The organism is Streptomyces viridosporus (genome assembly GCF_002078235.1).
GTDB classification, from domain to species: domain Bacteria; phylum Actinomycetota; class Actinomycetes; order Streptomycetales; family Streptomycetaceae; genus Streptomyces; species Streptomyces viridosporus.
On record NZ_MSGP01000314.1, the window covers coordinates 1 to 25,885 of the forward strand.

Annotated in this window: 23 protein-coding genes; 3 read left to right on the plus strand and 20 right to left on the minus strand. The window is 71.1% G+C overall.

What is annotated here, in order from left to right:
- From recQ to B7L92_RS22200, 15 genes are all read right to left on the minus strand, one after another.
- Positions 1 to 1,597, minus strand: a 1,597-nt coding sequence (gene recQ / locus B7L92_RS22130; RefSeq protein WP_081239232.1) for a DNA helicase RecQ, incomplete at its 3' end; no start/stop codon positions are given.
- A gap of 200 nt (positions 1,598 to 1,797) precedes the next feature.
- A complete protein-coding gene (gene nuoN / locus B7L92_RS22135; protein ID WP_081239216.1) occupies positions 1,798 to 3,447 on the minus strand; it encodes an NADH-quinone oxidoreductase subunit NuoN in 1,650 nt (549 codons plus the stop codon).
- Positions 3,444 to 5,015, minus strand: a complete 1,572-nt coding sequence (locus B7L92_RS22140) for an NADH-quinone oxidoreductase subunit M (RefSeq protein ID WP_081239217.1) — start codon at positions 5,013 to 5,015, stop codon at positions 3,444 to 3,446. The genes nuoN and B7L92_RS22140 overlap by 4 nt, the downstream gene beginning before the upstream one ends.
- Before the next feature lie 5 nt (positions 5,016 to 5,020).
- Positions 5,021 to 6,994, minus strand: coding sequence for an NADH-quinone oxidoreductase subunit L (nuoL, locus tag B7L92_RS22145; protein WP_081239218.1), 1,974 nt, complete (start codon positions 6,992 to 6,994; stop codon positions 5,021 to 5,023).
- Between the two features lie 15 nt (positions 6,995 to 7,009).
- Positions 7,010 to 7,309 carry an NADH-quinone oxidoreductase subunit NuoK gene (gene nuoK / locus B7L92_RS22150; RefSeq protein WP_003974374.1) on the minus strand — a complete coding sequence of 100 codons (300 nt, stop codon included), beginning with the start codon at positions 7,307 to 7,309 and terminating at the stop codon, positions 7,010 to 7,012.
- Positions 7,306 to 8,157 (minus strand): NADH-quinone oxidoreductase subunit J, encoded by an 852-nt coding sequence (locus B7L92_RS22155; RefSeq protein WP_004984668.1) that lies wholly within the window; start codon positions 8,155 to 8,157, stop codon positions 7,306 to 7,308. Before B7L92_RS22155 ends, nuoK begins: the two co-directional genes overlap by 4 nt.
- On the minus strand, positions 8,154 to 8,795 hold the full coding sequence (nuoI, locus tag B7L92_RS22160) for an NADH-quinone oxidoreductase subunit NuoI (RefSeq protein ID WP_081239219.1): 642 nt from the start codon (positions 8,793 to 8,795) through the stop codon (positions 8,154 to 8,156). The genes B7L92_RS22155 and nuoI overlap by 4 nt, the downstream gene beginning before the upstream one ends.
- Positions 8,788 to 10,167, minus strand: a complete 1,380-nt coding sequence (gene nuoH, locus B7L92_RS22165) for an NADH-quinone oxidoreductase subunit NuoH (protein ID WP_081239220.1) — start codon at positions 10,165 to 10,167, stop codon at positions 8,788 to 8,790. The genes nuoI and nuoH overlap by 8 nt, the downstream gene beginning before the upstream one ends.
- A complete protein-coding gene (locus B7L92_RS22170) occupies positions 10,164 to 12,671 on the minus strand; it encodes an NADH-quinone oxidoreductase subunit G (protein WP_081239221.1) in 2,508 nt (835 codons plus the stop codon). Before B7L92_RS22170 ends, nuoH begins: the two co-directional genes overlap by 4 nt.
- On the minus strand, positions 12,668 to 14,017 hold the full coding sequence (gene nuoF, locus B7L92_RS22175) for an NADH-quinone oxidoreductase subunit NuoF (RefSeq protein ID WP_174704001.1): 1,350 nt from the start codon (positions 14,015 to 14,017) through the stop codon (positions 12,668 to 12,670). Before nuoF ends, B7L92_RS22170 begins: the two co-directional genes overlap by 4 nt.
- Positions 14,014 to 14,874 carry an NADH-quinone oxidoreductase subunit NuoE gene (gene nuoE / locus B7L92_RS22180; RefSeq protein WP_081239223.1) on the minus strand — a complete coding sequence of 287 codons (861 nt, stop codon included), beginning with the start codon at positions 14,872 to 14,874 and terminating at the stop codon, positions 14,014 to 14,016. Before nuoE ends, nuoF begins: the two co-directional genes overlap by 4 nt.
- Positions 14,871 to 16,244, minus strand: coding sequence for an NADH-quinone oxidoreductase subunit D (locus B7L92_RS22185; protein ID WP_081239224.1), 1,374 nt, complete (start codon positions 16,242 to 16,244; stop codon positions 14,871 to 14,873). The genes nuoE and B7L92_RS22185 overlap by 4 nt, the downstream gene beginning before the upstream one ends.
- Entirely contained in the window at positions 16,241 to 16,981 is a 741-nt protein-coding gene (locus B7L92_RS22190; RefSeq protein ID WP_081239225.1) for an NADH-quinone oxidoreductase subunit C, read from the minus strand. Before B7L92_RS22190 ends, B7L92_RS22185 begins: the two co-directional genes overlap by 4 nt.
- Positions 16,978 to 17,532 carry a NuoB/complex I 20 kDa subunit family protein gene (locus B7L92_RS22195; RefSeq protein WP_004984689.1) on the minus strand — a complete coding sequence of 185 codons (555 nt, stop codon included), beginning with the start codon at positions 17,530 to 17,532 and terminating at the stop codon, positions 16,978 to 16,980. Before B7L92_RS22195 ends, B7L92_RS22190 begins: the two co-directional genes overlap by 4 nt.
- Before the next feature lie 14 nt (positions 17,533 to 17,546).
- Positions 17,547 to 17,906, minus strand: coding sequence for an NADH-quinone oxidoreductase subunit A (locus B7L92_RS22200; RefSeq protein ID WP_003974383.1), 360 nt, complete (start codon positions 17,904 to 17,906; stop codon positions 17,547 to 17,549).
- A gap of 724 nt (positions 17,907 to 18,630) precedes the next feature.
- Here B7L92_RS22200 and B7L92_RS22205 point away from each other — a divergent pair.
- Positions 18,631 to 19,473 carry a C40 family peptidase gene (locus B7L92_RS22205; protein ID WP_081239226.1) on the plus strand — a complete coding sequence of 281 codons (843 nt, stop codon included), beginning with the start codon at positions 18,631 to 18,633 and terminating at the stop codon, positions 19,471 to 19,473.
- A 459-nt stretch (positions 19,474 to 19,932) separates the two neighbouring features.
- Here B7L92_RS22205 and B7L92_RS22210 read toward each other — a convergent pair whose 3' ends face one another.
- On the minus strand, positions 19,933 to 21,216 hold the full coding sequence (locus B7L92_RS22210) for a geranylgeranyl reductase family protein (protein ID WP_081239227.1): 1,284 nt from the start codon (positions 21,214 to 21,216) through the stop codon (positions 19,933 to 19,935).
- A gap of 99 nt (positions 21,217 to 21,315) precedes the next feature.
- On the opposite strand from B7L92_RS22210, the gene B7L92_RS22215 reads away from it, so the two are divergent.
- Entirely contained in the window at positions 21,316 to 21,822 is a 507-nt protein-coding gene (locus B7L92_RS22215) for a GNAT family N-acetyltransferase (protein ID WP_081239228.1), read from the plus strand.
- A gap of 214 nt (positions 21,823 to 22,036) precedes the next feature.
- Positions 22,037 to 22,351: a PASTA domain-containing protein gene (locus tag B7L92_RS22220; protein ID WP_438364013.1), complete on the plus strand. Its 315-nt coding sequence runs from the start codon at positions 22,037 to 22,039 to the stop codon at positions 22,349 to 22,351.
- Here the strand turns inward: B7L92_RS22220 and B7L92_RS22225 are convergent.
- From B7L92_RS22225 to B7L92_RS22240, 4 genes are all read right to left on the minus strand, one after another.
- Entirely contained in the window at positions 22,338 to 23,033 is a 696-nt protein-coding gene (locus B7L92_RS22225) for a demethylmenaquinone methyltransferase (protein WP_004984707.1), read from the minus strand. The genes B7L92_RS22220 and B7L92_RS22225 overlap by 14 nt on opposite strands.
- Before the next feature lie 80 nt (positions 23,034 to 23,113).
- The gene (locus tag B7L92_RS22230) at positions 23,114 to 23,764 is read right to left on the minus strand and encodes an amidohydrolase family protein (protein WP_081239230.1); all 651 of its coding nucleotides are present in this window, start codon (positions 23,762 to 23,764) and stop codon (positions 23,114 to 23,116) included.
- Positions 23,765 to 23,771: 7 nt separating this feature from the next.
- Positions 23,772 to 24,971, minus strand: a complete 1,200-nt coding sequence (gene mqnC / locus B7L92_RS22235; protein WP_081239231.1) for a cyclic dehypoxanthinyl futalosine synthase — start codon at positions 24,969 to 24,971, stop codon at positions 23,772 to 23,774.
- Positions 24,972 to 25,041: 70 nt separating this feature from the next.
- Positions 25,042 to 25,776 carry a prepilin peptidase gene (locus B7L92_RS22240; protein ID WP_081239233.1) on the minus strand — a complete coding sequence of 245 codons (735 nt, stop codon included), beginning with the start codon at positions 25,774 to 25,776 and terminating at the stop codon, positions 25,042 to 25,044.
- Positions 25,777 to 25,885 lie beyond the last annotated feature (109 nt).

Consider the following 25,885-nt stretch of genomic DNA (forward strand, 5'->3'; position numbering starts at 1 on the left):
GCCCCGAACCCGACGCCCCCGACCCGCCCGACCGGGAGGTCGCCGGCTTCTTCGGCTCCTTGCGCAGGGGCACCTCCCGTTCCCGCCGCAGCACCGCCCCGCTGGCCTCGGTGAGCACCAGCGTGCCGTACTCGCCCTCGACCGCGAGCAGCCCCTGGGCGAGCAACTGCCGGACGACGCCGCGCCATTCGACCTCGGTCAGCTCCTCGCCGATCCCGAACACGGAGAGCTGGTCGTGGTCGAACTGGATGACCTTGGCCGTGCGCCGTCCCAGCAGGATGTCCACGATCTGCACCGCGCCGAACTTCTGCCCGCGTTCCCGCTGCAGCCGCACCACCGTGGACAGCACCTTCTGCGCCGCGACGGTCCCGTCCCAGGTCTCCGGCGGGGTGAGGCAGGTGTCGCAGTTGCCGCAGCCCGCCGGGTCGGGGTCCTGGCCGAAGTAGGCGAGGAGCTGACCGCGCCGGCACCGGACGGTCTCGCACAGGGCGAGCATCGCGTCCAGGTGCTGGTGGGCCCGCCGCCGGAAGGACTCGTCGCCCTCGCCGGACTGGATCAGCTTGCGCTGCTGGATGACGTCGCCCAGCCCGTAGGCCATCCACGCCGTGGACGGCAGCCCGTCGCGGCCGGCCCGGCCCGTCTCCTGGTAGTAGCCCTCGACCGACTTGGGCAGGTCCAGGTGGGCGACGAACCGGACGTCCGGCTTGTCGATCCCCATCCCGAACGCGATGGTCGCCACCACGACCAGGCCGTCCTCCCGCAGGAACCGCGCCTGGTGCGCGGCACGCGTCCCCGCGTCGAGGCCCGCGTGGTACGGCACCGCCTCGATGCCGTTGCGGGTGAGGAACTCGGCGGTCTTCTCCACGGAGTTGCGCGACAGGCAGTACACGATGCCCGCGTCCCCGGCGTGCTCCTCGCGCAGGAAGGCCAGCAACTGCTTCTTCGGGTCCGCCTTCGGCACGATCCGGTACTGGATGTTGGGGCGGTCGAAGCTCGCCACGAAGTGGCGGGCCTCCGGCATGTGCAGCCGCTCGGTGATCTCCCGGTGCGTGGCGTGCGTGGCCGTCGCCGTGAGCGCGATCCGGGGCACCTCCGGCCAGCGCTCGCCGAGCAGCGACAGCGCGAGGTAGTCGGGCCGGAAGTCGTGCCCCCACTGGGAGACGCAGTGCGCCTCGTCGATCGCGAAGACGGAGATCTTGCCGCGCGAGAGCAGGTCCAGGGTGCCCTCCAGCCGCAGCCGCTCCGGCGCGAGGTACAGCAGGTCCAGCTCGCCGGCGAGGAACTCCGCCTCGACGACCCGCCGCTCGTCGAAGTCCTGCGTGGAGTTCACGAACCCGGCCCGCACGCCCAGCGCCCGCAGCGCGTCCACCTGGTCCTGCATCAGCGCGATGAGCGGGGAGACGACCACTCCCGTCCCCGGCCTGACCAGGGCCGGGATCTGGTAGCACAGCGACTTGCCGCCCCCGGTCGGCATGAGCACGACCGCGTCGCCGCCCGCGATCACGTGCTCGATGACCGCTTCCTGCTCACCGCGGAAGGCCTCGTACCCGAACACCCGGTGCAGCGCGGCCAGCGCCTCTCCCCGCATCACTGTCATCCCGCCACTACCGCCCGTCACCGTGCACCCGTGAGCCGTCCCTCGACCACTGCCCCCACGATAGGGGGCCGCACCGACAGCCCCAGGAGTTGTCCACAGGCGCGGCCCGCCACCGGCGCGGGCGGACCCCGCACACGGACGACGGCGGCCCGGCGCCCCCAGGAGCACCGGGCCGCCGTGGTCCGTCGGCGGGCGCGGAGTCAGCGCACGAACACCCCCGCGTCGCCCGCCAGCTCCAGGAAGTACTGCGGCGCCACACCGAGCACCACCGTGACCACCACGCCCACCCCGATCGCCGTCATCGTCAGCGGCGACGGCACCGCGACGGTCGGCCCCTCGGGGCGCGGCTCGCTGAAGAACATCAGGACGATGACGCGGATGTAGAAGAACGCCGCGATGGCCGACGAGATCACACCGACCACGACCAGCGGGGCCGCTCCGCCCTCCGCCGCCGCCTTGAACACGGCGAACTTCCCGGCGAAGCCGGAGGTCAGCGGAATGCCCGCGAAGGCCAGCAGGAACACCGCGAACACCGCCGCCACCAGGGGGGACCGGCGGCCCAGCCCCGCCCACTTGGACAGGTGCGTCGCCTCACCGCCGGCGTCCCGCACCAGGGTGACCACCGCGAACGCGCCGATCGTCACGAACGAGTACGCCGCCAGGTAGAACAGGACGGACGACACACCGCTCGGCGTGGCGGCGATGACACCGGCGAGGATGAAGCCCGCGTGCGCGATCGACGAGTACGCCAGCAGCCGCTTGATGTCGGTCTGCGTGATCGCGACGATCGCGCCGCCCACCATGGTGACGATCGCGACCGCCCACATCACCGGCCGCCAGTCCCAGCGCAGGCCCGGCAGCAGCACGTACAGCACCCGCAGCAGCGCGCCGAAGGCCGCCACCTTGGTCGCCGCCGCCATGAAACCGGTCACCGGCGTGGGGGCGCCCTGGTACACGTCCGGCGTCCACATGTGGAAGGGCACGGCACCGACCTTGAACAGCAGGCCCATCACCAGCAGCGCGGCACCCACGAGCAGCAGCGCGTCGTTGCCCATGGTGTCGGCGAGCGCCGGGTTGACGTCCTGGACCGTGCCGTCGACGACCTGGGCGATCGTCGCGTACGACATCGAGCCCGCGTAGCCGTACAGCAGCGCGATGCCGAACAGCATGAACGCGGAGGCGAACGCGCCGAGCAGGAAGTACTTGACCGCCGCCTCCTGCGACATCAGCCGCTTGCGGCGGGCCAGCGCGCACAGCAGGTACAGCGGGAGCGAGAAGACCTCGAGCGCCACGAAGAGCGTCAGCAGGTCGTTGGCCGCCGGGAAGACCAGCATGCCGGCGACCGCGAAGAGCAGCAGCGGGAACACCTCGGTGGTGGTGAACCCGGCCTTGACCGCCTTCTTCTCGCTGTCGCTGCCCGGTACCGCGGCGGCCTGCGCGGCGAAGGAGTCGACCCGGTTGCCGTGCGCCGCCGGGTCGAGCCGGCGCTCGGCGAAGGTGAAGAGGCCGACCAGGGCCGTCAGCAGGATCGTGCCCTGCAGGAACAGGGCCGGCCCGTCGACGGCGATGGCTCCCATAGCCGCGATGCCCGCCTTGGTGGTGCCGTGGTCGCCGACCGCGAGCGCCACGATCGCGGCGAAGGCGGCGGCGAGGGCGACCACGGAGACGAACATCTGCGCGTAGTAGCGGGACCTGCGCGGGACGAACGCCTCGATCAGCATGCCGACGATCGCCGCGCCGACGACGATCAGGACGGGGGCGAGCTGCCCGTACTCGATCTTCGGCGCGTCGATCTTCGAGATCGGGTCGGCCGCCGTTGTCCACAGGTTGTGGACGGCTGTTGCACTCACTTGGCCGCCTCCACCTCGGGCTGGGGGTCCTTCTTCTGTACGTCGGACATGGTCTGCTTCACCGCCGGGTTCACGACGTCCGTGACGGGCTTCGGGTAGACGCCCAGGAAGACCAGCAGCACGACCAGCGGTGCCACCACCGCGATCTCCCGCACCCGCAGATCGGGCATCGCGGCGACCTCGGGCTTCACCGGGCCGGTCATCGTCCGCTGGTAGAGGACGAGGACGTAGAGCGCGGCGAGGACGATGCCGAAGGTGGCGATGATGCCGATCACCGGGTAGCGCGTGAACGTGCCGACCAGGACCAGGAACTCACTGACGAAGGGCGCGAGCCCCGGCAGGGAGAGGGTCGCCAGGCCACCGATCAGGAAGGTGCCGGCGAGCACCGGGGCCACCTTCTGCACCCCGCCGTAGTCGGCGATGAGCCGCGAGCCGCGCCGCGAGATCAGGAAGCCGGCGATCAGCATCAGCACGGCGGTCGAGATCCCGTGGTTGACCATGTAGAGCGTCGCGCCGGACTGGCCCTGGCTGGTCATCGCGAAGATGCCCATGACGATGAAGCCGAAGTGCGAGATCGACGCGTAGGCGATCAGCCGCTTGATGTCGCGCTGGCCGACCGCGAGCAGCGCGCCGTAGATGATGCTGATGACCGCCAGGACGAGGATGACGGGGGTCGCCCACTTGCTCGCCTCCGGGAACAGCTGGAGGCAGAAGCGCAGCATCGCGAAGGTGCCCACCTTGTCGACGACCGCCGTGATGAGCACGGCGACCGGGGCGGTGGACTCCTGCATGGCGTTGGGCAGCCAGGTGTGCAGCGGCCACAGCGGCGCCTTCACCGCGAAGGCGAAGAAGAAGCCGAGGAACAGCCAGCGCTCGGTGCCGGTGGCCATCTCCAGCGAACCGTTGGCCCGCGCCTCGGCGATCTCGGTGAGCGAGAAGTTGCCGGCGACCACGTACAGCCCGATCACCGCGGCCAGCATGACCAGACCGCCGGCCAGGTTGTAGAGCAGGAACTTCACGGCCGCGTACGACCGCTGGGTGGCCGCCACCTTCTCGCCGTGCTCGTGGGCCCGGTCCCCGAAGCCCCCGATGAGGAAGTACATCGGGATCAGCATGGCTTCGAAGAAGATGTAGAAGAGGAAGACGTCGGTGGCCTCGAAGGAGAGGATCACCATCGCCTCGACGGCCAGGATCAGGGCGAAGAAGCCCTGCGTCGGCCGCCACCGCTTGCTTCCCGTTTCCACGGGGTCGGCGTCGTGCCAGCCCGCGAGGACGATGAACGGGATCAGCAGCGCGGTCAGCGCGATCAGCGCCACCGCGATGCCGTCCACGCCCAGTTCGTAGCGCACCCCGAAGTCCGCGATCCAGGCGTGGGACTCGGTGAGCTGGTAGCGGTCGCCGCCCGGGTCGAACCGCACCAGGACGACGATCGCGAGCACCAGCGTGGCGAGCGAGAAGAGCAGGGCCAGCCACTTGGCGGCCGTGCGCCGGGCGGCCGGTACGGCGGCCGTGGCGATCGCCCCGATGGCCGGGAGCGCCGCCGTGGCTGTCAGCAGAGGAAAGGACATCGGTATCAGACCGCCCTCATCAGCAGGGTCGCGGCGACCAGGACCGCCGCGCCGCCGAACATCGAGACCGCGTAGGACCGCGCGAAGCCGTTCTGCAGCTTGCGCATCCGCCCGGACAGGCCGCCGAACGAGGCCGCCGTGCCGTTGACGACCCCGTCGACCAGGGTGTGGTCGACGTAGACCAGCGAGCGCGTGAGGTGCTCGCCGCCGCGCACCAGGACCACGTGGTTGAAGTCGTCCTGGAGCAGGTCGCGCCGGGCGGCCCGGGTGAGCAGCGACCCGCGCGGGGCGACGGCCGGGACCGGGCGGCGCCCGTACTGGGCCCAGGCGATCGCCACGCCGACGACCATCACCGCGACCGTGGAGAGCGTCACCGTCAGGGCGCTGATCGGCGGGTTCCCGTGGGCGTACCCGGTGATCGGCTCCAGCCAGTGCACGAAGCGGTCGCCGATGCTGAAGAACGCGCCGCCGAACACCGAACCGACGGCCAGCACGATCATCGGAATCGTCATGATCTTCGGCGACTCGTGCGGGTCCGGCGGGGTGTGCGCGCCGCGCGTCTCGGCGGCGGGCTCCACGTCGGGCGCGGCCGGGGACGGCGTCGGGGCGTTGCGCCACCGCTCCTCGCCGAAGAACGTCATCAGCATCACGCGCGTCATGTAGTACGCGGTGATGGCCGCGCCCAGCAGGGCGCAGGCGCCGAGGATCCAGCCCTCGGTGCCGCCCTTGGCGAACGCCGACTCGATGATCTTGTCCTTGGAGAAGAAGCCGGACAGGCCCGGGAACCCGATGATGGCGAGGTAGCCGAGGCCGAAGGTGACGAACGTGATCGGCATGTACGTGCGCAGTCCGCCGTAGCGCCGCATGTCGACCTCGTCGTTCATGCCGTGCATCACCGAACCGGCGCCGAGGAACAGCCCGGCCTTGAAGAAGCCGTGCGTCACCAGGTGCATGATCGCGAAGACGTAGCCGATGGGGCCCAGGCCCGCGGCCAGCACCATGTAGCCGATCTGCGACATGGTCGAGCCGGCCAGCGCCTTCTTGATGTCGTCCTTGGCACAACCGACGATCGCACCGAACAGCAGCGTGACCGCGCCGACGATGGTGACCACGAGCTGGGCGTCGGGCGCGCCGTTGAAGATGGCCCCGGAGCGGACGATGAGGTACACGCCCGCCGTCACCATGGTGGCCGCGTGGATCAGGGCCGAGACGGGGGTCGGGCCCTCCATCGCGTCCCCGAGCCAGGACTGCAGCGGCACCTGGGCGGACTTGCCGCAGGCGGCGAGCAGCAGCAGCAGGGCGATCGCGGTGAGCTTGTCCTCACCGGCGGCACCGGCGAGGCCCGCCTCCCCCTGGGTGCCGAGCACCGGCCCGAAGGCGAAGGTGCCGAACCACAGGAACATCAGCATGATCGCGATCGACAGGCCCATGTCGCCGACCCGGTTGACCAGGAAGGCCTTCTTCGCGGCCGTCGCGGCGCTGGGCTTGTGCTGCCAGAAGCCGATCAGCAGGTAGGAGGCGAGACCGACGCCCTCCCAGCCGAAGTACAGCAGCAGGTAGTTGTCGGCGAGGACGAGCAGCAGCATCGCCGCGAGGAACAGGTTGAGGTAGCCGAAGAAGCGGCGGCGCCGCTCGTCGTGCTCCATGTACCCGACGGAGTAGAGGTGGATCAGCGAGCCGACGCCGGTGATCAGCAGGACGAACGTCATCGACAGCTGGTCGAGCCGGAAGGCGACGTCGGCCTGGAACCCCTCCACCGGGATCCAGCTGAACAGGTGCTGCGTGAGGGTGCGGTCCTCGGCGCCCCTGCCCAGCAGGTCGGTGAAGAGCACCAGGCCGAGCACGAAGGAGACGGCGGCGAAGGCCGTGCCGATCCAGTGGCCGACGGCGTCCAGCCGGCGTCCGCCGCACAACAGGACCACCGCTCCGAGCAGGGGCGCCGCCACCAGCAGCGCAATCAGGTTCTCTGCGTTAGTCACGGTTCTAGCGACCCCTCACAGCTTCATCAGGCTGGCGTCGTCGACCGAGGCCGAGTGGCGGGAACGGAACAGGGAGACGATGATCGCCAGCCCCACCACGACCTCCGCGGCGGCGACGACCATCGTGAAGAAGGCGATGATCTGGCCGTCGAGGTTGCCGTGCATCCGGGAGAAGGCGACGAACGCGAGGTTGCAGGCGTTGAGCATGAGCTCGATGCACATGAAGACGACGATCGCGTTGCGCCTGATCAGCACGCCGGTGGCGCCGATGGTGAACAACAGGGCGGCGAGGTAGAGGTAGTTGACCGGATTCACTTCGACGCCTCCTCGGACCGCTCGTACGCCGACTTGAACGTCGGCTCGACCGCCGTGCGCTCCAGCCGCTCCTCGGCGCGCTGCTCCAGCGCCCGCAGGTCGTTGAGCGCCTCCTGCGACACGTCACGGATCTGGCCGCGCTCCCGCAGCGTCTTGCTGACGGTGAGCTCGGACGGGGTGCCGTCGGGCAGCAGGCCCGCGATGTCGACGGCGTTGTGCCGCGCGTACACACCGGGCGCCGGCAGCGGCGGCAGGTACTTCCCCTCGCGGACGCGCTGCTCGGCCAGCTCGCGCTGGGTCCGGGCGCGCTCGGTGCGCTCGCGGTGGGTGAGCACCATGGCGCCGACGGCGGCCGTGATGAGCAGGATGCCGGTGATCTCGAAGGCGAAGACGTACCGGGTGAAGATGAGGGACGCGATGCCCTCCACGTTGCCGTTCGCGTTCGCCTGGCCGATGCCGTTGAACTCGCCGAGCGAGGCGTGGCCGATGCCCGTGATCAGCAGGGTGCCGAAGCCGAGCCCGCACAGCAGGGCCAGCCAGCGCTGGCCCTTGATGGTCTCCTTCAGGGAGTCCGCCGCGGTGACGCCGACCAGCATCACCACGAACAGGAACAGCATCATGATCGCGCCGGTGTAGACGACGATCTGCACGATCCCCAGGAAGTAGGCGCCGTTGGCCAGGTAGAACACCGCGAGGACGATCATGGTCCCGGCGAGGCAGAGCGCGCTGTGCACGGCCCGCCGCATGAAGACGGTGCACAGGGCGCCGATCACCGCGATCGTGCCGAGGACCCAGAACTGGACGGCCTCTCCGGTGGAGGTGGAGTAGGCGGCGAGCTGCTCGGTCATCGCCCGATCACCTTCCCGGACGCCGGTTCCTCCGCGCCGAAGGTCGAGTCGGCCTCCTGCACGACCTCGCCCTCGGAGTGGACGGCCTGCCGCTCCGTGCCGGGCGCGGCCTCGGTCACCAGGCCCCGGTAGTAGTCCTGCTCGTCGGTGCCGGGGTACATGGCGTGCGGGCTGTCGACCATGCCCTCCTCCAGCCCGGCGAGGAGTTGTTCCTTGGTGTAGATGAGGTTCGCGCGGCTGGAGTCGGCCAGCTCGAACTCGTTGGTCATCGTGAGCGCGCGCGTGGGGCACGCCTCGATGCACAGTCCGCACAGGATGCAGCGGGCGTAGTTGATCTGGTAGACGCGGCCGTAGCGCTCGCCGGGCGAGTAGCGCTCCTCGTCGGTGTTGTCCGCGCCCTCGACGTAGATGGCGTCGGCGGGGCAGGCCCAGGCGCACAGTTCGCAGCCGACGCACTTCTCCAGGCCGTCCGGGTGGCGGTTGAGCTGGTGCCGTCCGTGGAAGCGCGGGGCGGTGGTCTTCGGCTGCTCCGGGTACTGCTCGGTCAGCCGCTTCTTGAACATGGCCTTGAAGGTCACGCCGAAGCCGGCCACGGGGTTCAGGAAACCGGGCTTGGTCTCCTTGGGCTCCTCAGCCATCGGACGTCTCCTTTCCATCCGTGGATCCGCCCAGAGGTCCGTCACTCCGAGTATCGGGTCCGCCACTGACAATGAGTTCCTGTTCTCCCCCGCGCGACCGGCGGCGCGGCACCGGCGGCAGCTCCTGCCCCGGCAGCGGCGGTACGGGGAACCCGCCCGCCATCGGGTCGAAGGCGGCCGGGGCCTCGGCGGGCTCCTCGGCCCGCTTCGCCTTGTCGCGGAACAGGTCGGCGACGAAGGACAGCAACAGCAGGGCGAGGACGGCGGCGGCGACGTAGAGCGCGATGTCGGCGAAGTCGTAGCCCTCGTTCCGCAGGGCCCGCACGGTGGCGACCAGCATCAGCCACACCAGCGAGACCGGGATGAGGACCTTCCAGCCGAGCTTCATCAGCTGGTCGTAGCGGACCCGCGGGAGCGTGCCGCGCAGCCAGACGAACATGAACAGCAGCAACTGGACCTTGAGGACGAACCAGAGCAGCGGCCACCAGCCGTGGTTCGCGCCCTCCCAGAAGGTGCTGACCGGCCACGGGGCCCGCCAGCCGCCCAGGAAGAGGGTCACCGCGACGGCCGAGACGGTGACCATGTTGATGTACTCGGCGAGCATGAACATCGCGAACTTGATCGACGAGTACTCAGTGTTGAAGCCGCCGACCAGGTCGCCCTCGGACTCCGGCATGTCGAAGGGGGCGCGGTTGACCTCGCCGACCATCGTCACGATGTAGAGGAGGAAGGAGACCGGCAGCAGCAGGACGTACCAGCGGTCGGTCTGCTGCGCGACGATCTCCGACGTCGACATCGACCCCGAGTAGAGGAAGACCGAGGCGAACGCGGCGCCCATGGCGATCTCGTAGGAGATCATCTGCGCGCAGGAGCGCAGGCCGCCCAGCAGCGGATAGGTGGACCCGGAGCTCCAGCCCGCCAGGACGATGCCGTAGATGCCGATCGAGGCGACCGCCAGGATGTAGAGGAGCGCGATCGGCAGGTCGGTGAGCTGCATCGTGGTGCGCTGGCCGAAGATCGAGATCTCGTTGCCGGCCGGGCCGAAGGGGATCACCGCGATCGCCATGAAGGCCGGGACGGCCGCGACGATCGGCGCGAGGACGTAGACCACCTTGTCCGCGCGCTTGACGACGACGTCCTCCTTGAGCATCAGCTTCACGCCGTCGGCGAGCGACTGGAGCATGCCCCAGGGGCCGTGCCGGTTGGGGCCGACGCGCCGCTGCATCCAGGCGACGACCTTGCGCTCCATCACGATCGCGACGAGCACGGTCACCATGAGGAAGGCGAAGCAGAACACCGCCTTGATGACGACCAGCCACCAGGGGTCGCGGCCGAACATCGAGAGGTCTTCAGCAGCGAGGTACGGGCTCATCCCTCCACCTCCTTGGGGGCCTCGTCGACGAGCGTCGCCGGGCCGATGCGGACGAGGGCGCCGGGCTGTTCCCCGGTGTCGGAGGCGACGCCGCCGCCGGCGGAGTTCATCGGGAGCCACACCACGCGGTCGGGCATCTCGGTGACCGCCAGGGGCAGTTCGGTCGTTCCGGCGGTGCCGGTCACCGCCAGCAGGTCGCCGTCCTTGACGCCGACCTCGGCGGCCGTGGCGGCCGACAGGCGCGCGTGGGCGGCGTGCCGGGTGCCGGCGAGCGCCTCGTCGCCCTGCTGCAGGACGCCCCGGTCGAGCAGCAGCCGGTGCCCGGCGAGCACCGCCTCCCCGGCGGCCGGCCGGGGCAGGGCGCCCGCGGTCTCCAGCGGTTCGGTGGCCCGCGGCCCGTCCCAGGCGCCGAGCCGGTCGAGCTCCGCGCGGATCGTGCGCAGGTCCGGCAGCCCCAGGTGGACGTCCATGGCGTCGGCCAGCATCTGCAGCACGCGCGCGTCGGTGGGCGCGAGACGCCGGGTCATCTGGTCGGGCTTGAGCGCCGCCTCGAACATGCGGACCCTGCCTTCCCAGTTGAGGAAGGTGCCGGCCTTCTCGGCGACCGCGGCGACCGGCAGGACGACGTCGGCGAGCTCGGTGACCTCGCTGGGCCGCAGCTCCAGCGAGACCACGAACCCGGCCTCGGCGAGTGCCGCACGCGCGCGTGCCGGGTCGGGCAGGTCGGCGACCTCCACGCCCGCGACCAGCAGCGCCTGGAGCTCACCGCGTACCGCCGCCTCGACGATCTGGCCGGTGTCGCGGCCGTAGCGGTGCGGCAGTTCGGCGACGCCCCAGACGGCGGCGACCTCCTCCCGCGCGCGCGGGTCGGTCGCCGGGCGCCCGCCCGGCAGCAGCGACGGCAGCGCGCCCGCCTCGACGGCGCCCCGCTCCCCGGCCCGGCGCGGGATCCACACCAGCCGGGCACCGGTCGCGGAGGCGACCCGGGCCGCCGCGGTCAGGCCGCCCCGCACGCCCGCCAGCCGCTCGCCGACGACGATCACCGCGCCGTCGCCGCGCAGCGCCTCGGCGGCCCGGGCCCCGTCGCCCTCCAGGCCGACGCCGCTCGCGAGCGCGTCCAGCCATTCGGTCTCGGTGCCGGGAGCCGCCGGCAGCAGCGTGCCGCCGGCCTTCCGCAGTCCGCGCGTGGCGTGCGTGGCCAGGGCGAACGTCCGCTGCCCGTGCTTGCGCCAGGCCTTGCGCAGCCGCAGGAAGACGCCGGGCGCCTCCTCCTCGGACTCGAACCCGACCAGCAGGACGGCGGGCGCCTTCTCCAGCGACGTGTACGTGACGTGCGCGCCTCCCGCGAGGTCGCGTCCGCGGCCCGCGACCCGCGCGGCGAGGAAGTCGGCCTCCTCGCTGCTGTGCACGCGCGCGCGGAAGTCGATGTCGTTGCTGTCGAGCGCCACGCGCGCGAACTTGCTGTAGGCGTAGGCGTCCTCGACGGTGAGCCGGCCGCCGGTGAGGACCCCGGTGCGGCCCCGTGAGGCGAGCAGCCCCTGGGCGGCGATCTGCAGCGCGTCGGGCCAGGAGGCCGGCTCCAGTTCGCCCTCGGGGTTGCGCACGAGCGGGGTCTGGAGCCGGTCCCGCAGCTGCGCGTACCGGAACGCGAAGCGCCCCTTGTCGCAGATCCACTCCTCGTTGACCTCGGGGTCCTCGGCGGCGAGCCGCCGCATGACCTTGCCGCGCCGGTGGTCGGTGCGCGTGGCGCAGCCGCCGGAGCAGTGCTCGCACACCGACGGCGAGGAGATCAGGTCGAAGGGGCGGGAGCGGAACCGGTAGGCCGCCGAGGTGAGCGCGCCGACCGGGCAGATCTGGATGGTGTTGCCGGAGAAGTACGACTCGAAGGGGTCGCCCTCGCCGGTGCCGACCTGCTGCAGCGCGCCCCGCTCGACCAGCTCGATCATCGGGTCGCCGGCGACCTGGTTGGAGAACCGGGTGCAGCGGGCGCACAGCACGCACCGCTCGCGGTCGAGCAGCACCTGCGTGGAGATCGGCACGGGCTTCTCGTAGGTCCGCTTCTTGCCCTCGAAGCGGGACTCGGCGTTGCCGTGCGACATCGCCTGGTTCTGCAGCGGGCACTCGCCGCCCTTGTCGCAGACCGGGCAGTCCAGCGGGTGGTTGATGAGCAGGAGCTCCATCACACCCTTCTGGGCCTTCTCGGCGACCGGCGAGGTGAGGTGGGTCTTCACCACCATCCCGTCGGTGCAGGTGATGGTGCAGGAGGCCATCGGCTTGCGCTGGCCCTCCACCTCGACGATGCACTGGCGGCAGGCGCCGGCCGGGTCGAGGAGGGGGTGGTCGCAGAACCGGGGGATCTCGATGCCGAGCTGCTCGGCGGCCCGGATGACCAGGGTGCCCTTGGGCACGCTGATCTCGATGCCGTCGATCGTCAGCGTGACGAGGTCCTCGGGCGGGACCGCCGCCTCTCCTCCACCGGAAGGAGCGTTGGTGGTCACAGTCATGCGTGCACCTCCGTACGGTCGGCCCAGGCCGTCGACTTGGCCGGGTCGAAGGGGCAGCCGCGGCCCGTGATGTGCTGCTCGTACTCCTCGCGGAAGTACTTGAGCGAGGAGAAGATCGGCGAGGCGGCACCGTCGCCGAGGGCGCAGAAGGATTTGCCGTTGATGTTGTCGGCGATGTCGTTCAGCTTGTCGAGGTCGGACATCCGCCCCTTGCCGGCCTCGATGTCGCGCAGCAGCTGGACGAGCCAGTACGTCCCCTCGCGGCAGGGCGTGCACTTGCCGCAGGACTCGTGGGCGTAGAACTCGGTCCAGCGGGTGACGGCGCGGACGACGCAGGTCGTCTCGTCGAAGCACTGCAGGGCCTTGGTGCCGAGCATGGAGCCCGCGGCGCCCACTCCCTCGTAGTCGAGCGGGACGTCGAGGTGCTCGTCGGTGAACATCGGCGTCGAGGAGCCGCCCGGGGTCCAGAACTTCAGGCGGTGTCCGGGCCGCATGCCGCCGCCCATCTCGAGCAGCTGGCGCAGCGTGATGCCGAGCGGCGCCTCGTACTGGCCGGGGTTGGCGACGTGGCCGCTGAGCGAGTAGAGCGTGAAGCCCGGGGACTTCTCGCTGCCCATCGAGCGGAACCACTCCTTGCCGCGGTGCAGGATCGAGGGCACCGACGCGATCGACTCGACGTTGTTCACCACGGTCGGGCACGCGTAGAGGCCCGCGACGGCGGGGAAGGGGGGACGCAGCCGCGGCTGGCCGCGGCGGCCTTCGAGCGAGTCGAGCAGCGCGGTCTCCTCACCGCAGATGTACGCGCCCGCGCCCGCGTGCACGGTGAGTTCGAGGTCGAGTCCGCTGCCCAGGACGTTCTCGCCGAGCAGGCCCGCCGCGTAGGCCTCGCGCACGGCCGCGTGCAGCCGCCGCAGTACGGGGACGACCTCACCCCGCAGGTAGATGAAGGCGTGCGACGACCTGATCGCGTAGCAGGCGATCACGATGCCCTCGATGAGGCTGTGCGGGTTCGCGAAGAGGAGCGGGATGTCCTTGCAGGTCCCGGGCTCCGACTCGTCGGCGTTGACCACGAGGTAGTGGGGCTTGCCGTCCCCCTGGGGGATGAACTGCCACTTCATCCCCGTCGGGAAGCCGGCGCCGCCGCGTCCGCGCAGACCGGAGTCCTTGACGTACGCGATGACGTCGTCCGGCGACATGGCGAGCGCCTTGCGCAGCCCCTCGTACCCCCCGTGCCTCCGGTAGACGTCCAGCGTCCAGGACCTGTCCTCGTCCCAGAAGGCCGAGAGCACGGGTGCGAGCAGCTTCTCCGGGCTCGTGTCCTTGAGTTCGGCTGCCAAGGTCATCACTCCCCCTCCTCGGCGGTGGGCCCAGCGGGGTGGGACGGGTCGGAGGCCGATGTGTCCTGCGGCGCGTCGTGCGAGCTGAGGTGCTCGGTGGGCGACGGCTCGTGCGGCGGGGTGTCCCGGGGCGGCTCACCGCGCGGGTGCACCACGCGCGCGGGTGCGGCCTCCCCCTTGGCCAGCTTCAGGCCGACCAGGGAGGCGGGTCCCGCGCTGCCCGTGGCCTCGGTGGCGCCCTCCCGCTCGTCGGGGAAGCCGGCCAGGATGCGGGCGGTCTCCTTGAAGGTGCACAGGGGCGCCCCGCGGGTGGGCGCGACCGGGCGGCCGGCGCGCAGGTCGTCGACCATGCGCTTGGCGCTCTCGGGGGTCTGGTTGTCGAAGAACTCCCAGTTCACCATCACCACGGGCGCGTAGTCGCAGGCCGCGTTGCACTCGATGTGCTCCAGGGTGACCTTGCCGTCGTCGGTGGTCTCGCCGTTGCCGACCCCCAGGTGCTCCTGGAGCTCCTCGAAGATCGCGTCACCGCCCATGACGGCGCACAGGGTGTTGGTGCACACCCCGACCTGGTAGTCGCCGCTCGGCCTGCGCCGGTACATGGTGTAGAAGGTGGCGACCGCGGTCACCTCGGCCGTGGTCAGGCCGAGCACCTCCGCGCAGAACCGCATCCCGGTGCGCGTGACGTGGCCCTCCTCCGACTGCACGAGGTGCAGCAGCGGCAGGAGGGCGGACCGGGAGTCCGGGTAGCGGGCGATGACCTCGCGCGCGTCGGTCTCCAGCCGGGCCCGGACGTCGTCCGGGTAGGCGGGTGCGGGCAGTTCGGGCATGCCCAGGCTGACGCCCCGCTCCGAAGAAGAGGTGGTCACCGGTCGACGCCTCCCATCACGGGGTCGATGGACGCGACGGCGACGATGACGTCGGCCACCTGGCCGCCCTCGCACATCGCCGCCATGGCCTGCAGGTTGGTGAAGGACGGGTCGCGGAAGTGGACCCGGTAGGGGCGGGTGCCGCCGTCGGAGACGACGTGCGCCCCGAGCTCGCCCTTGGGCGACTCGACCGCCGTGTACGCCTGTCCCGGCGGGACGCGGAAGCCCTCGGTGACCAGCTTGAAGTGGTGGATCAGGGCCTCCATGGAGGTGCCCATGATCTTCTTGATGTGGTCGAGGGAGTTGCCCAGTCCGTCCGGTCCCAGGGCGAGCTGGGCGGGCCAGGCGATCTTCTTGTCGGCGACCATGACCGGTCCGGGCTGGAGCCGGTCCAGGCACTGCTCGACGATGTGCAGCGACTGGCGCATCTCCTCGAGCCGGATCAGGAAGCGGCCGTAGGCGTCGCAGGTGTCGGCGGTCGGGATCTCGAAGTCGTAGGTCTCGTATCCGCAGTACGGCTGGGCCTTGCGCAGGTCGTGCGGCAGGCCGGTGGAGCGCAGGATCGGGCCGGTGGCGCCGAGGGCCATGCAGCCGGCCAGGTCCAGGTAGCCGACGTCCTGCATGCGGGCCTTGAAGATGGGGTTCCCGGTGGCGAGCTTGTCGTACTCCGGGAGGTTCTTCTTCATCGTCTTCACGAACGCGCGGATCTGGTCCACCGCGCCGGGCGGCAGGTCCTGGGCGAGTCCGCCGGGGCGGATGTACGCGTGGTTCATCCGCAGGCCCGTGATGAGTTCGTAGATGTCGAGGATGAGCTCGCGGTCGCGGAAGCCGTAGATCATGATCGTGGTGGCGCCGAGCTCCATGCCGCCGGTGGCGATGCACACCAGGTGGGAGGAGAGGCGGTTGAGCTCCATCAGGAGCACACGGATGATCGAGGCGCGGTCGGGTACCTGGTCCTCGATGCCGAGGAGCTTCTCGACCGCGAGGCAGTACGCCGTCTCGTTGAAGAAAGACGTCAGGTAGTCCATGCGCGTCACGAACGTGGTGCCCTGCGTCCACGTCCGGTACTCGAGGTTCTTCTCGATGCCGGTGTGGAGGTAGCCGATGCCGCAGCGGGCCTCGGTGACGGTCTCGCCGTCGATCTCCAGGATCAGGCGGAGCACACCGTGGGTGGACGGGTGCTGCGGACCCATGTTGACGACGATGCGCTCGTCGTCGGTCCGGGTCGCGGACTGGACGACCTCGTCCCAGTCGCCGCCGGTGACGGTGTAGACGGTGCCCTCGGTCGTTTCGCGAGGAGGTGCCACCGAGGAGGTGGTCCCGGAGGGGCTCGACGAAGGGTGGCCGGGCGACGGGTGGGGAGTGCTCACGAGTACGACCTCCGCTGGTCCGGAGCCGGGATCTGGGCGCCCTTGTACTCGACGGGGATGCCGCCGAGGGGGTAGTCCTTGCGCTGCGGGTGGCCCTGCCAGTCGTCCGGCATCATGATCCGCGTCAGGGCCGGGTGACCGTCGAAGACGATGCCGAAGAAGTCGTACGTCTCGCGTTCGTGCCAGTCGTTCGTCGGATAGACCGGGAACAGCGACGGGATGTGCGGGTCGCTGTCGGGCGCGCTGACCTCGAGGCGGATCAGCCGGTTGTGGGTGATCGAGCGCAGGTGGTAGACGGCGTGCAGCTCGCGGCCCTTGTCGTTCGGGTAGTGCACGCCGCTGACGCCGGTGCACAGCTCGAAGCGCAGCGCCGGGTCGTCGCGCAGGGTGCGGGCGACCCGGACCAGGTGCTCGCGTTCGATGTGGAAGGTGAGTTCGCCGCGGTCGACGACCGTCTTCTCGATGGCGTTGCCGGGGAGCAGTCCCTGCTCCTCCAGCGCGCCCTCGAGCTCGTCGGCGACCTCGTCGAACCAGCCGCCGTAGGGGCGGCTCGCCGGTCCCGGGAGCCGGACCGAGCGGACCAGGCCGCCGTAGCCGGAGGTGTCGCCGCCGTCGTTGGCGCCGAACATGCCGCGCTGGACGCGGACCTCCTCACCGCCCTGACCGCGCTGGCCGGGGAGGTTCTGGGCGGAGAGGTCCTTCTCCGGGTTGGCCCCGTTGCCGTTCGCGTCGCTCATCGCAGCAGCCCCTTCATCTCGATCGTGGGCAGGGCCTTGAGCGCCGCCTCCTCCGCCTCGCGGGCCGCCTCCTCGGCGTTCACGCCGAGCTTGGAGTTCTGGATCTTCTGGTGGAGCTTGAGAATGGCGTCCAGCAGCATCTCGGGCCGGGGCGGGCAGCCGGGCAGGTAGATGTCGACCGGCACGACGTGGTCCACGCCCTGGACGATCGCGTAGTTGTTGAACATGCCGCCCGAGGAGGCGCAGACCCCCATGGAGATCACCCACTTGGGGTTCGGCATCTGGTCGTAGACCTGCCGCAGCACCGGCGCCATCTTCTGGCTGACCCGGCCGGCGACGATCATCAGGTCCGCCTGCCGCGGTGAGCCCCGGAAGACCTCCATGCCGAAGCGCGCCAGGTCGTAGCGGCCGGCGCCGGTGGTCATCATCTCGATGGCACAGCAGGCGAGGCCGAACGTGGCGGGGAAGACGGACGACTTGCGCACCCAGCCCGCGGCCTGCTCGACGGTGGTCAGCAGGAAGCCGCTCGGCAGCTTTTCCTCGAGTCCCATGGCTTAAAGACCCCTCAGTCCCATTCCAGGCCGCCGCGCCGCCATACGTACGCGTACGCGACGAAGACGGTGAGCACGAAGAGCAGCATCTCCACGAGCCCGAAGATCCCCAGGGCGTCGAAGGTGACGGCCCAGGGGTAGAGGAAGACGATCTCGATATCGAAGATGATGAAGAGCATCGCCGTCAGGTAGTACTTGATGGGGAAGCGCCCGCCGCCGGCCGGCGTGGGGGTCGGCTCGATGCCGCACTCGTAGGCTTCGAGTTTGGCGCGGTTGTACCGCTTCGGACCGATCAGCGTGGCCATGACCACGGAGAAGATCGCAAAGCCTGCCCCGAGGGCTCCCAGTACGAGGATGGGCGCATACGCGTTCACCGCTCCTCGCTCCTCTCAGTCGGCACTGACTGCTGGCGGTTGTACGGGGGCTCACCACCGCCTCACCGGTCCCGCGAACCACGCCCGCCCCGGCGAAGATCGAGAACATGTGAAGCAGGTCACAAGCCCAACCGCTCCGCATCTTATGCCCGTGGGTCTGTGATCTGCGACACGGGGTATCGCACAACCTTTGTGATCTCCACCACCTGACGAACGATCATGAAGTCGGATGAGCGTCGATCTTCATACGCGAAGCGTTCGCGCGGTCACCAAACGTGACAATTTGTTTCGTTCGCGCAGGTCAGAAGGGGCGTCTCCATATCAAGAGGCTTCCCTTGCATGCAAATTGGCGCCGGACCCGATCACTTGATAGAGGACCCGCTCCCCCTTCGAGGGAAGCGCGGTGCGCGAGGTGGACACGTGCACGCGTTCACGAAGTCCCGGCGCCGTGATCCGGCCGTGATCGATCCCGCCCGACGCGACGGCGGGGCCAACCGTTCCGTGACCTCCGTCACATCGGCGAGAGGCCGAAGAGAAGAGGGCTTGGCCAATCGGTCCAACCGATGGTAGGTGAAGGGCAATTCGGGCGTAATGATGAAAGACCGTGATCACAGGCCGGTCACGGACCGCCCGCAATGTCCGTTACGGCGCCAATGAGGGGCGACACGCCCGGGTTTCGGGACCCGATTGAACAACTGTGGCACAGCACACGTTTCTTGAAGACATGAAGGAGCCCCTGGTACCGGTTGTTCCCATGTCCCACACCGCTCACATACGCAGCCACCGGAAACCCCGCCGTACCGCGCAGTCCGCGCTCGCCGTGCGGGCCGGAGTTGCCGGTGGCGTCCTCAGCACCCTGGCAGTGGCCGGGGCGTCGGGTTCGGCGAACGCCGCCGAGCCGGTGACGCAGACCCTCGAACTGCCCACCCTGACGGCCGACCTGGCCGCCCAGGCCGCCCAGTCCGCGGAAGCCACCCAGCAGGCCGCCGCGAACTACCAGCTGCAGGCCGAGCGCGACGCGGCCGCCGCCCAGGCCGCCAAGGAGGCCAAGGCGGACCTCGCCGAGGCCAAGAAGAAGGCCGAGGCGAAGAAGAAGGCCGCGGAGGAGGCCCGCAAGGCCGCCGCCGAGCGCGCCGAGCGCAACGCCGACCGCGGCGTCCTCTCCGCCTCCGCCTCCGCCTCCACCACGACGACGGCCTCCGCGCCGACCGGCGGCAGCGTCGCGACGGTCATCGCCTTCCTCAAGGCGCAGGTGGGCGACGCCTACGTCATGGGCGCCACGGGCCCCAACGCCTGGGACTGCTCGAGCCTGGTGCAGGCCGCGTTCAAGCAGGTCGGCGTGGACCTGCCGCGCGTCTCGCAGGACCAGTCGACGGTCGGCACCGACATCCCGCTGTCCCAGATCCAGGTCGGCGACATCCTGTACTGGGGCGGCAAGGGCTCCGCGTACCACACGGGTGTCTACATCGGTAACGGCCAGTACCTGGACGCCGCCAACCCCTCCAAGGGCGTCGTCATCCAGGACCTCTCCGGCTACCCCGCGTCGGGTGCCGTGCGCGTGCTCTGAGCCGCGCCCACACGGACTGAAGGGCCGCTGCCGCTCGGGGGCAGCGGCCCTCCCCGGTTCACGGCCCCGATCGCGGTCGCGGTCCGGCCTCGCGGTCCACGTCCGGGCCTCCCCGGCTCGTCTCCGGGCTCCCACGGTCCATGTCCGGGCCCCTTCGGGGCACTTCGGGCATCTCCGGCGCACGCGGGGCGTTCCGCTCCCCCGGGTCCCGCCCGCGACGTCCCGCGCCCCGCACTCCCCCCGTGCCGGCACCCGCACACCTCGGGCAAGATCGCCCGATTGCCCGAATCATCCCGCGCTCGACGCGTGTTGGCGGTCCGGTGCGTCCCGACGGCACGGCGCGGAACGCCGTGACGGCCCCTCCCGGCGCCCGGAGGGGCGTCGGCGGCCGGGAAAGCCGCCCCTCCGGCTCCGGCCGCCCACGGCACCGCTCACGGCCCCGCCCGCGCGGGGCGCGCGTCACGCCTTCGGCGCCACCTTGCTCAGACCGTTGATGATGCGGTCCATCGCGTCGCCGCCCGTCGGGTCCGTCAGGTTGGCGAGCAGCTTGAGGGTGAACTTCATCAGCAGCGGGTGCGTCAGACCGCGCTGGGCGGCGATCTGCATGATCTTCGGGTTGCCGATGAGCTTCACGAAGGCGCGGCCGAGGGTGTAGTAGCCGCCGTAGGTGTCCTTCAGGACGCGCGGGTAGCGCTGGAGGGCGATCTCCCGCTGGGCCGGCGTGGTCCGCGCGTGCGCCTGCACGATGACGTCGGCGGCGATCTGCCCGGACTCCATGGCGTAGGCGATGCCCTCGCCGTTGAACGGGTTCACCAGGCCGCCCGCGTCGCCGACGAGCAGCAGCCCGCGCGTGTAGTGCGGCTGGCGGTTGAAGGCCATGGGGAGCGCGGCACCGCGGATCGGACCGGTCATGTTGTCCGGGGTGTAGCCCCAGTCCTCCGGCATCGAGGCGCACCAGGCCTTGAGGACCTCGCGCCAGTCCAGCTCCTTGAAGGACTCCGAGGTGTTGAGGACGCCGAGGCCGACGTTGCTCGTCCCGTCGCCCATGCCGAAGATCCAGCCGTAGCCGGGCAGCAGGCGGTCCTGCGGGCCGCGGCGGTCCCACAGCTCCAGCCAGGACTCCAGGTAGTCGTCGTCGTGGCGCGGCGAGGTGAAGTACGTGCGCACCGCGACGCCCATCGGGCGGTCCTCGCGGCGGTGCAGCCCCATCGCCAGGGACAGCCGGGTGGAGTTGCCGTCGGCGGCCACCACCAGCGGGGCGTGGAAGGTGACTTCGCGCTTCTCCTCGCCGAGCTTGGCCTTCACGCCGGTGATGCGGCCGGTGCGGTCGTCGATGATCGGCGCGCCCACGTTGCAGCGCTCGTACAGCCGCGCGCCCGCCTTCTGGGCCTGCCGGGCGAGCTGCTCGTCGAAGTCGTCGCGCTTGCGGACCAGGCCGTAGTCGGGGAAGGAGGCGAGATCCGGCCAGTCCAGCTGGAGGCGGACGCCGCCGCCGATGATGCGCAGACCCTTGTTGCGCAGCCAGCCGGCCTCCTCGGAGATGTCGATGCCCATCGACACCAGCTGCTTCACCGCGCGCGGGGTGAGACCGTCGCCGCAGACCTTCTCCCGCGGGAACTCGGTCTTCTCCAGCAGGAGCACGTCGAGTCCGGCCCTGGCCAGGTGGTACGCGGTGGTGGAGCCGGCTGGCCCCGCGCCCACGACGATCACGTCGGCGGTGTTGTCGGAGAGGGGCTCGGTCACGGCGGGTTCTCCCCAAGGTTCGAAATCTGCGTGCCGACCGGCACTGGACACGGGCAGTCTATGCAGCGGCATCGATCACCCGGCTGAAGGGCTGCCCCCGTGAACCGAACGCTCCCCGCCGTACGGCTCCGTGTCCCCACCCACGAGGACGCCGTCGCCTGGCACCGGATCTTCGACGATCCGGAGGTCATGGAGTTCCACGGAGGCACGTCGGCGGAGCTGTCGGTCTACGAGGAGCTCACCGCCCGCCAGCGCCGGCACGACGCCGAGTTCGGCTTCTGCCTGTGGACCGTGCTCGACGCGTCCGGCGAGGCCGTCGGCTTCACGGGCGCCCAGCCGTGGGAGCGGGAGTGGGGTCCCACGGGCGAGATCGAGATCGGCTGGCGGCTCGCGCGGGAGCACTGGGGCAAGGGGTACGTCACCGCGGCGGCGCTGCAGACGCTGGAGCGCGTGCGCGCGGCGGGCACGCGGGGCGTGGTGGCGATGGTGGACGCCCGCAACACCCGCTCGACGGCGGTCACCCGGCGGCTGGGGATGCGCCTCGCCGGGACGTTCACGACGCCGGACTCGCGACGGGAGTGCCACTGCTACCGGCTCGATCTCTGAAGCGGGACCGCCACCGGCTCGACCTCTGAAGCGGGCCGGCGCCGGCCGGCCTCCGCCCGGTCCGCCCGCTCCGCCCCCGGAAACCGGTCGTCACTCTCCGCAGTCGATTGTCACGGAACGCCACAAGATGCTTCCGGTGGCCGACCGTGCGGGTCTACCCTGCCGGTACCGCTGGGGGGTGACGTCCGTGCGTATGACACCCAGGACACCCGAAGTGCGCGTGCCGCGCCTGGTCGGCCTGATGGCCGTGGACGCGCGCGAGGCGGCCCGGGCGCGTGGCCTGTTCCTCGTCGCGCCGGACCGGCCGGACTTCCCGCGCACCGTCGTCGACCACGTCGTGCGCCAGTACCCGCAGCCCGGTACCGAGGTGCCGCGGGATTCCCCGGTCCACGTGTGGTTCGACTTCACCGACGGGGAGGGCGGCGGAGGGGTGCGCGAGCCGCGCGGGCCCGTGCCGCCCGTCGGCGGCCTCCAGCGGGAACTGGAGGAGCCGCGCGGTCCCCGCACGGCGGTCCTCAGCCCTTCTTGAAGCCCCGGTGCACGGCGACGATGCCGCCGCTGAGGTTGCGCCAGGCCACCCGGGTCCAGCCGGCCTTCTGCAGCCGGGCGGCGAGGGCGGGCTGGTCGGGCCAGGCCCGGATGGACTCGGCGAGGTAGACGTACGCGTCCGGGTTGGAGGAGACCGCGCGGGCGGTCGGCGGCAGGGCGCGCATCAGGTACTCGGTGTAGACGGTGCGGAACGGCGCCCACGTCGGGTGGGAGAACTCGCAGATGACGATCCGCCCGCCGGGCCGGGTCACCCGGTGCATCTCGCGCAGCGCGGCGTCGAAGTCCTGCACGTTGCGCAGCCCGAAGGAGATGGTGACGGCGTCGAACGTGTCGTCCTTGAACGGCAGCCGCGTCGCGTCGCCGGCCGTGAACGGCAGCCAGGCGTTCCGCCGCTTGCCGACCCGGAGCATGCCGAGGGAGAAGTCGCAGGGGACGACGTACGCGCCGGTGCGGGCGAACGGCATCGACGACGTGCCCGTGCCGGCCGCCAGGTCCAGGACCTTCTGGGCCGGCCGGGCGTCGACCGCCTTCGCGACCTCCTTGCGCCATCGCCGGTCCTGCCCGAGGGACAACACGTCGTTGGTCAGGTCGTACCGTTCCGCCACGCCGTCGAACATCGAGGCGACTTCGTGCGGCTGCTTGTCCAGGGATGCGCGGGTCACGGGCCCATTCTTGCAGCCTCCGCCGGCCCGTCCCCAGCGGCGTCCCGGCCTCGTCCGCGGGCGGGGCGTGCGCGGGCCGGTCAGCGCCGGCGGTGCACCAGGCGTCCGGCGACGACCGTCGCCACGCAGGTCCCGGCCCCGCGCGCGGCGAGCGCGGCCTCGTCGGGGACGTCGAAGACGGCGAACGTCGCCGGCGTGCCGTCCGCGCCGTCCGGCGGCAGGGGCAGCCGGATCGCCTCCCGCAGGCTCCGCCCCGCGAGGGGGTCGAGCGTCGCCGGGCCGGCGGGGTCCGTGAAGCGCTGCTCCACGTCCATCCCCGCCCGGTGCACGGCGTCCACGACGGCGGGCCGCCACAGGTCGCCCGCCACGGCGACGACCCCGTGCGCCAGCAGCCGCTGCACACCGCGCCGTGCGCTCGCGCCCCAGCGGGCCCCGGTCATGGCGAGCCCCGCGAGGGCTTCGCCGGTGAGCGGCTCGGTGCCCAGGTCGTCGGCCTCGCGCGGGTCCGGATGGTAGGCGTGCTCCAGCAGTTCGGGGCCGTACGGGTTGAGCAGCCCCGGCGTGAGCACCCCCGGCCAGCGCCGGGTGCGCGCGGCCGGGTGGGCGGCCGCCAGCTTCCCGTACGGGCCGACGGCGGCCAGCTCCCGGCCGTTCACGAGCACGGCGCCGTCCGGCAGGGCGGGCCGCCGGTCTCCGGGGACCAGCAGGTCCGCCGCGTGGATCGTCAGCACGGACGGGTCAGTTGGAGGCCAGGAGCTTCAGCTCCGGGTGGGCCGTGCCGCCCTCGATGGCCGTGGAGGAGATGTGGGAGACCACCCGGTCGTCGACGGGGTCGTTCGCCGGGTCGTCGTGCACCACGAGGTGCTCGTACGTCGTCGACCGCTGGGCCGGGACCCGTCCCGCCCTCCGGATCAGGTCGATGATCTCCAGCCGGTTGGAGCGGTGCTTGGCACCGGCCGACGACACGACGTTCTCCTCGAGCATGATCGAGCCGAGGTCGTCCGCGCCGTAGTGCAGGGAGAGCTGGCCGACCTCCTTGCCGGTGGTCAGCCAGGAGCCCTGGATGTGGGCCACGTTGTCGAGGAACAGCCGGGCGATGGCGATCATCCGCAGGTACTCGAAGATCGTGGCCTGGGTGCGGCCCTTCAGGTGGTTGTTCTCGGGCTGGTAGGTGTACGGGATGAAGGCGCGGAAGCCGCCGGTGCGGTCCTGCACGTCCCGGATCATCCGCAGGTGCTCGATCCGCTCGGCGTTGGTCTCGCCGGTGCCCATGAGCATGGTGGAGGTGGACTCGACGCCGAGCCGGTGCGCGATCTCCATGATCTCCAGCCAGCGCTCGCCGGACTCCTTCAGCGGGGCGATGGCCTTGCGCGGCCGCTCCGGGAGCAGCTCGGCGCCGGCGCCGGCGAAGGAGTCGAGCCCGGCCGCGTGGATCCGGGTGATCGCCTCCTCGACGCTCACCCCCGAGATCCGCGCCATGTGCTCGACCTCGCTCGCCCCCAGGCTGTGGATGACGAGCTGCGGGAACTCCTTCTTGATGGCGGCGAAGTGCTTCTCGTAGTACTCGACGCCGTAGTCCGGGTGGTGTCCGCCCTGGAACATGATCTGGGTGCCGCCGAGTTCGACGGTCTCGGCGCAGCGCCGCAGGATGTCGTCGAGGTCCCGGGTCCAGCCCTTGGCCGTGTCCTTGGGCGCGGCGTAGAAGGCGCAGAACCTGCACGCCGTGACGCACACGTTCGTGTAGTTGATGTTCCGCTCGATGATGTACGTCGCGATGTGCTCGGTCCCGGCGTACTTCCGCCTGCGCACGGCGTCGGCGGCGGCGCCCAGGGCGTGCAGCGGGGCGTCGCGGTAGAGGACGACGGCCTCTTCGGGGGTGATCCGCCCACCGGCGGCGGCACGGTCGAGGATGGGCTGAAGGTCGGCCTTCTCGGTCACCGGGCGTCCCTTTCGTAAGGGTTGTGGACGGACCGATCCAGCGTACGTCAGGGCCTTCACGGGGCCGACGTCAGGCCGTGTGGGCGCCGATCAACAGTCCGGCGAGGGCACCGGCGATCAGGAACGGGCCGAACGGGATGGCCGTCTTGCGCCCCGCCCGCCGCGCGACGACGAGGGCACCGCCGTACAGGGCCCCGAACAGGAACCCGGCGAAGGTGCCGAGCATCACGGTCGGCCAGCCGTACCAGCCGAGGACGGCGCCCGCGCCCAGGGCCAGCTTCACGTCGCCGAAGCCCATGCCGGCGGGGTTGAGCAGGAACAGGACGAAGTAGCCGGCGCCGAGCGCGAGCGCGCCCAGCAGGGCCGTCGTCCACTCCCCCGCGTGCCCGGGGGCGAGGGCGACCGGGCCCAGCAGGACGAGGGCGGCCCCGGCGAAGGGGAGGGTGAGCGGGTCGGGCAGCCGTTGCACCCGGAAGTCGACGACCGCGAGCAGCACGCCGACCGGCGCGAGCAGCAGCCACACCGCCAGTTCGGGCCGGGTCCCGGTGGCGGCGGCGAGGGCGGCGCAGACGAGGGCGGTGACGACGACGGAAGCGGTGCCCGGCCCGTACGACGGCCCCGCGCACGGCCCGCACCGGGCCCGTCCGAGCCAGCCCACCACCGGATGCCCCGCCGGACACGCCCTCCGCCACTCCTCCCCCGACGGGACGGAGAACCGGTAGGCCGCGCGCGGCAGCACCGCGCCCGCCGCCGCGCCCCACAGCGCGGCGACGACGACCAGCGAGGCGTACAGGGGGTCGCTCATCCCGCCGCCGGAGCGGTGACCGGGCCCTCGGGCGGGTTCCCCGACGAGCTGGACGAGCCGGAGGTGCAGCGTCGCGGCATGGCGGGTGTCCTGGGTCGTGGGCGGGAGG

Excerpts from the sequence above, each read along its gene's own strand:
- B7L92_RS22140 (WP_081239217.1), bottom strand. The coding sequence starts at position 5,015 with ATGTCCTTTCCTCTGCTGACAGCCACGGCGGCGCTCCCGGCCATCGGG.
- B7L92_RS22155 (WP_004984668.1), bottom strand. The coding sequence starts at position 8,157 with ATGACCGAGCAGCTCGCCGCCTACTCCACCTCCACCGGAGAGGCCGTC.
- nuoI (WP_081239219.1), bottom strand. The coding sequence starts at position 8,795 with ATGGCTGAGGAGCCCAAGGAGACCAAGCCCGGTTTCCTGAACCCCGTG.
- nuoH (WP_081239220.1), bottom strand. The coding sequence starts at position 10,167 with ATGAGCCCGTACCTCGCTGCTGAAGACCTCTCGATGTTCGGCCGCGAC.
- B7L92_RS22170 (WP_081239221.1), bottom strand. The coding sequence starts at position 12,671 with ATGACTGTGACCACCAACGCTCCTTCCGGTGGAGGAGAGGCGGCGGTC.
- B7L92_RS22190 (WP_081239225.1), bottom strand. The coding sequence starts at position 16,981 with ATGAGCGACGCGAACGGCAACGGGGCCAACCCGGAGAAGGACCTCTCC.
- B7L92_RS22195 (WP_004984689.1), bottom strand. The coding sequence starts at position 17,532 with ATGGGACTCGAGGAAAAGCTGCCGAGCGGCTTCCTGCTGACCACCGTC.
- B7L92_RS22205 (WP_081239226.1), top strand. The coding sequence starts at position 18,631 with ATGAAGGAGCCCCTGGTACCGGTTGTTCCCATGTCCCACACCGCTCAC.
- B7L92_RS22240 (WP_081239233.1), bottom strand. The coding sequence starts at position 25,776 with ATGAGCGACCCCCTGTACGCCTCGCTGGTCGTCGTCGCCGCGCTGTGG.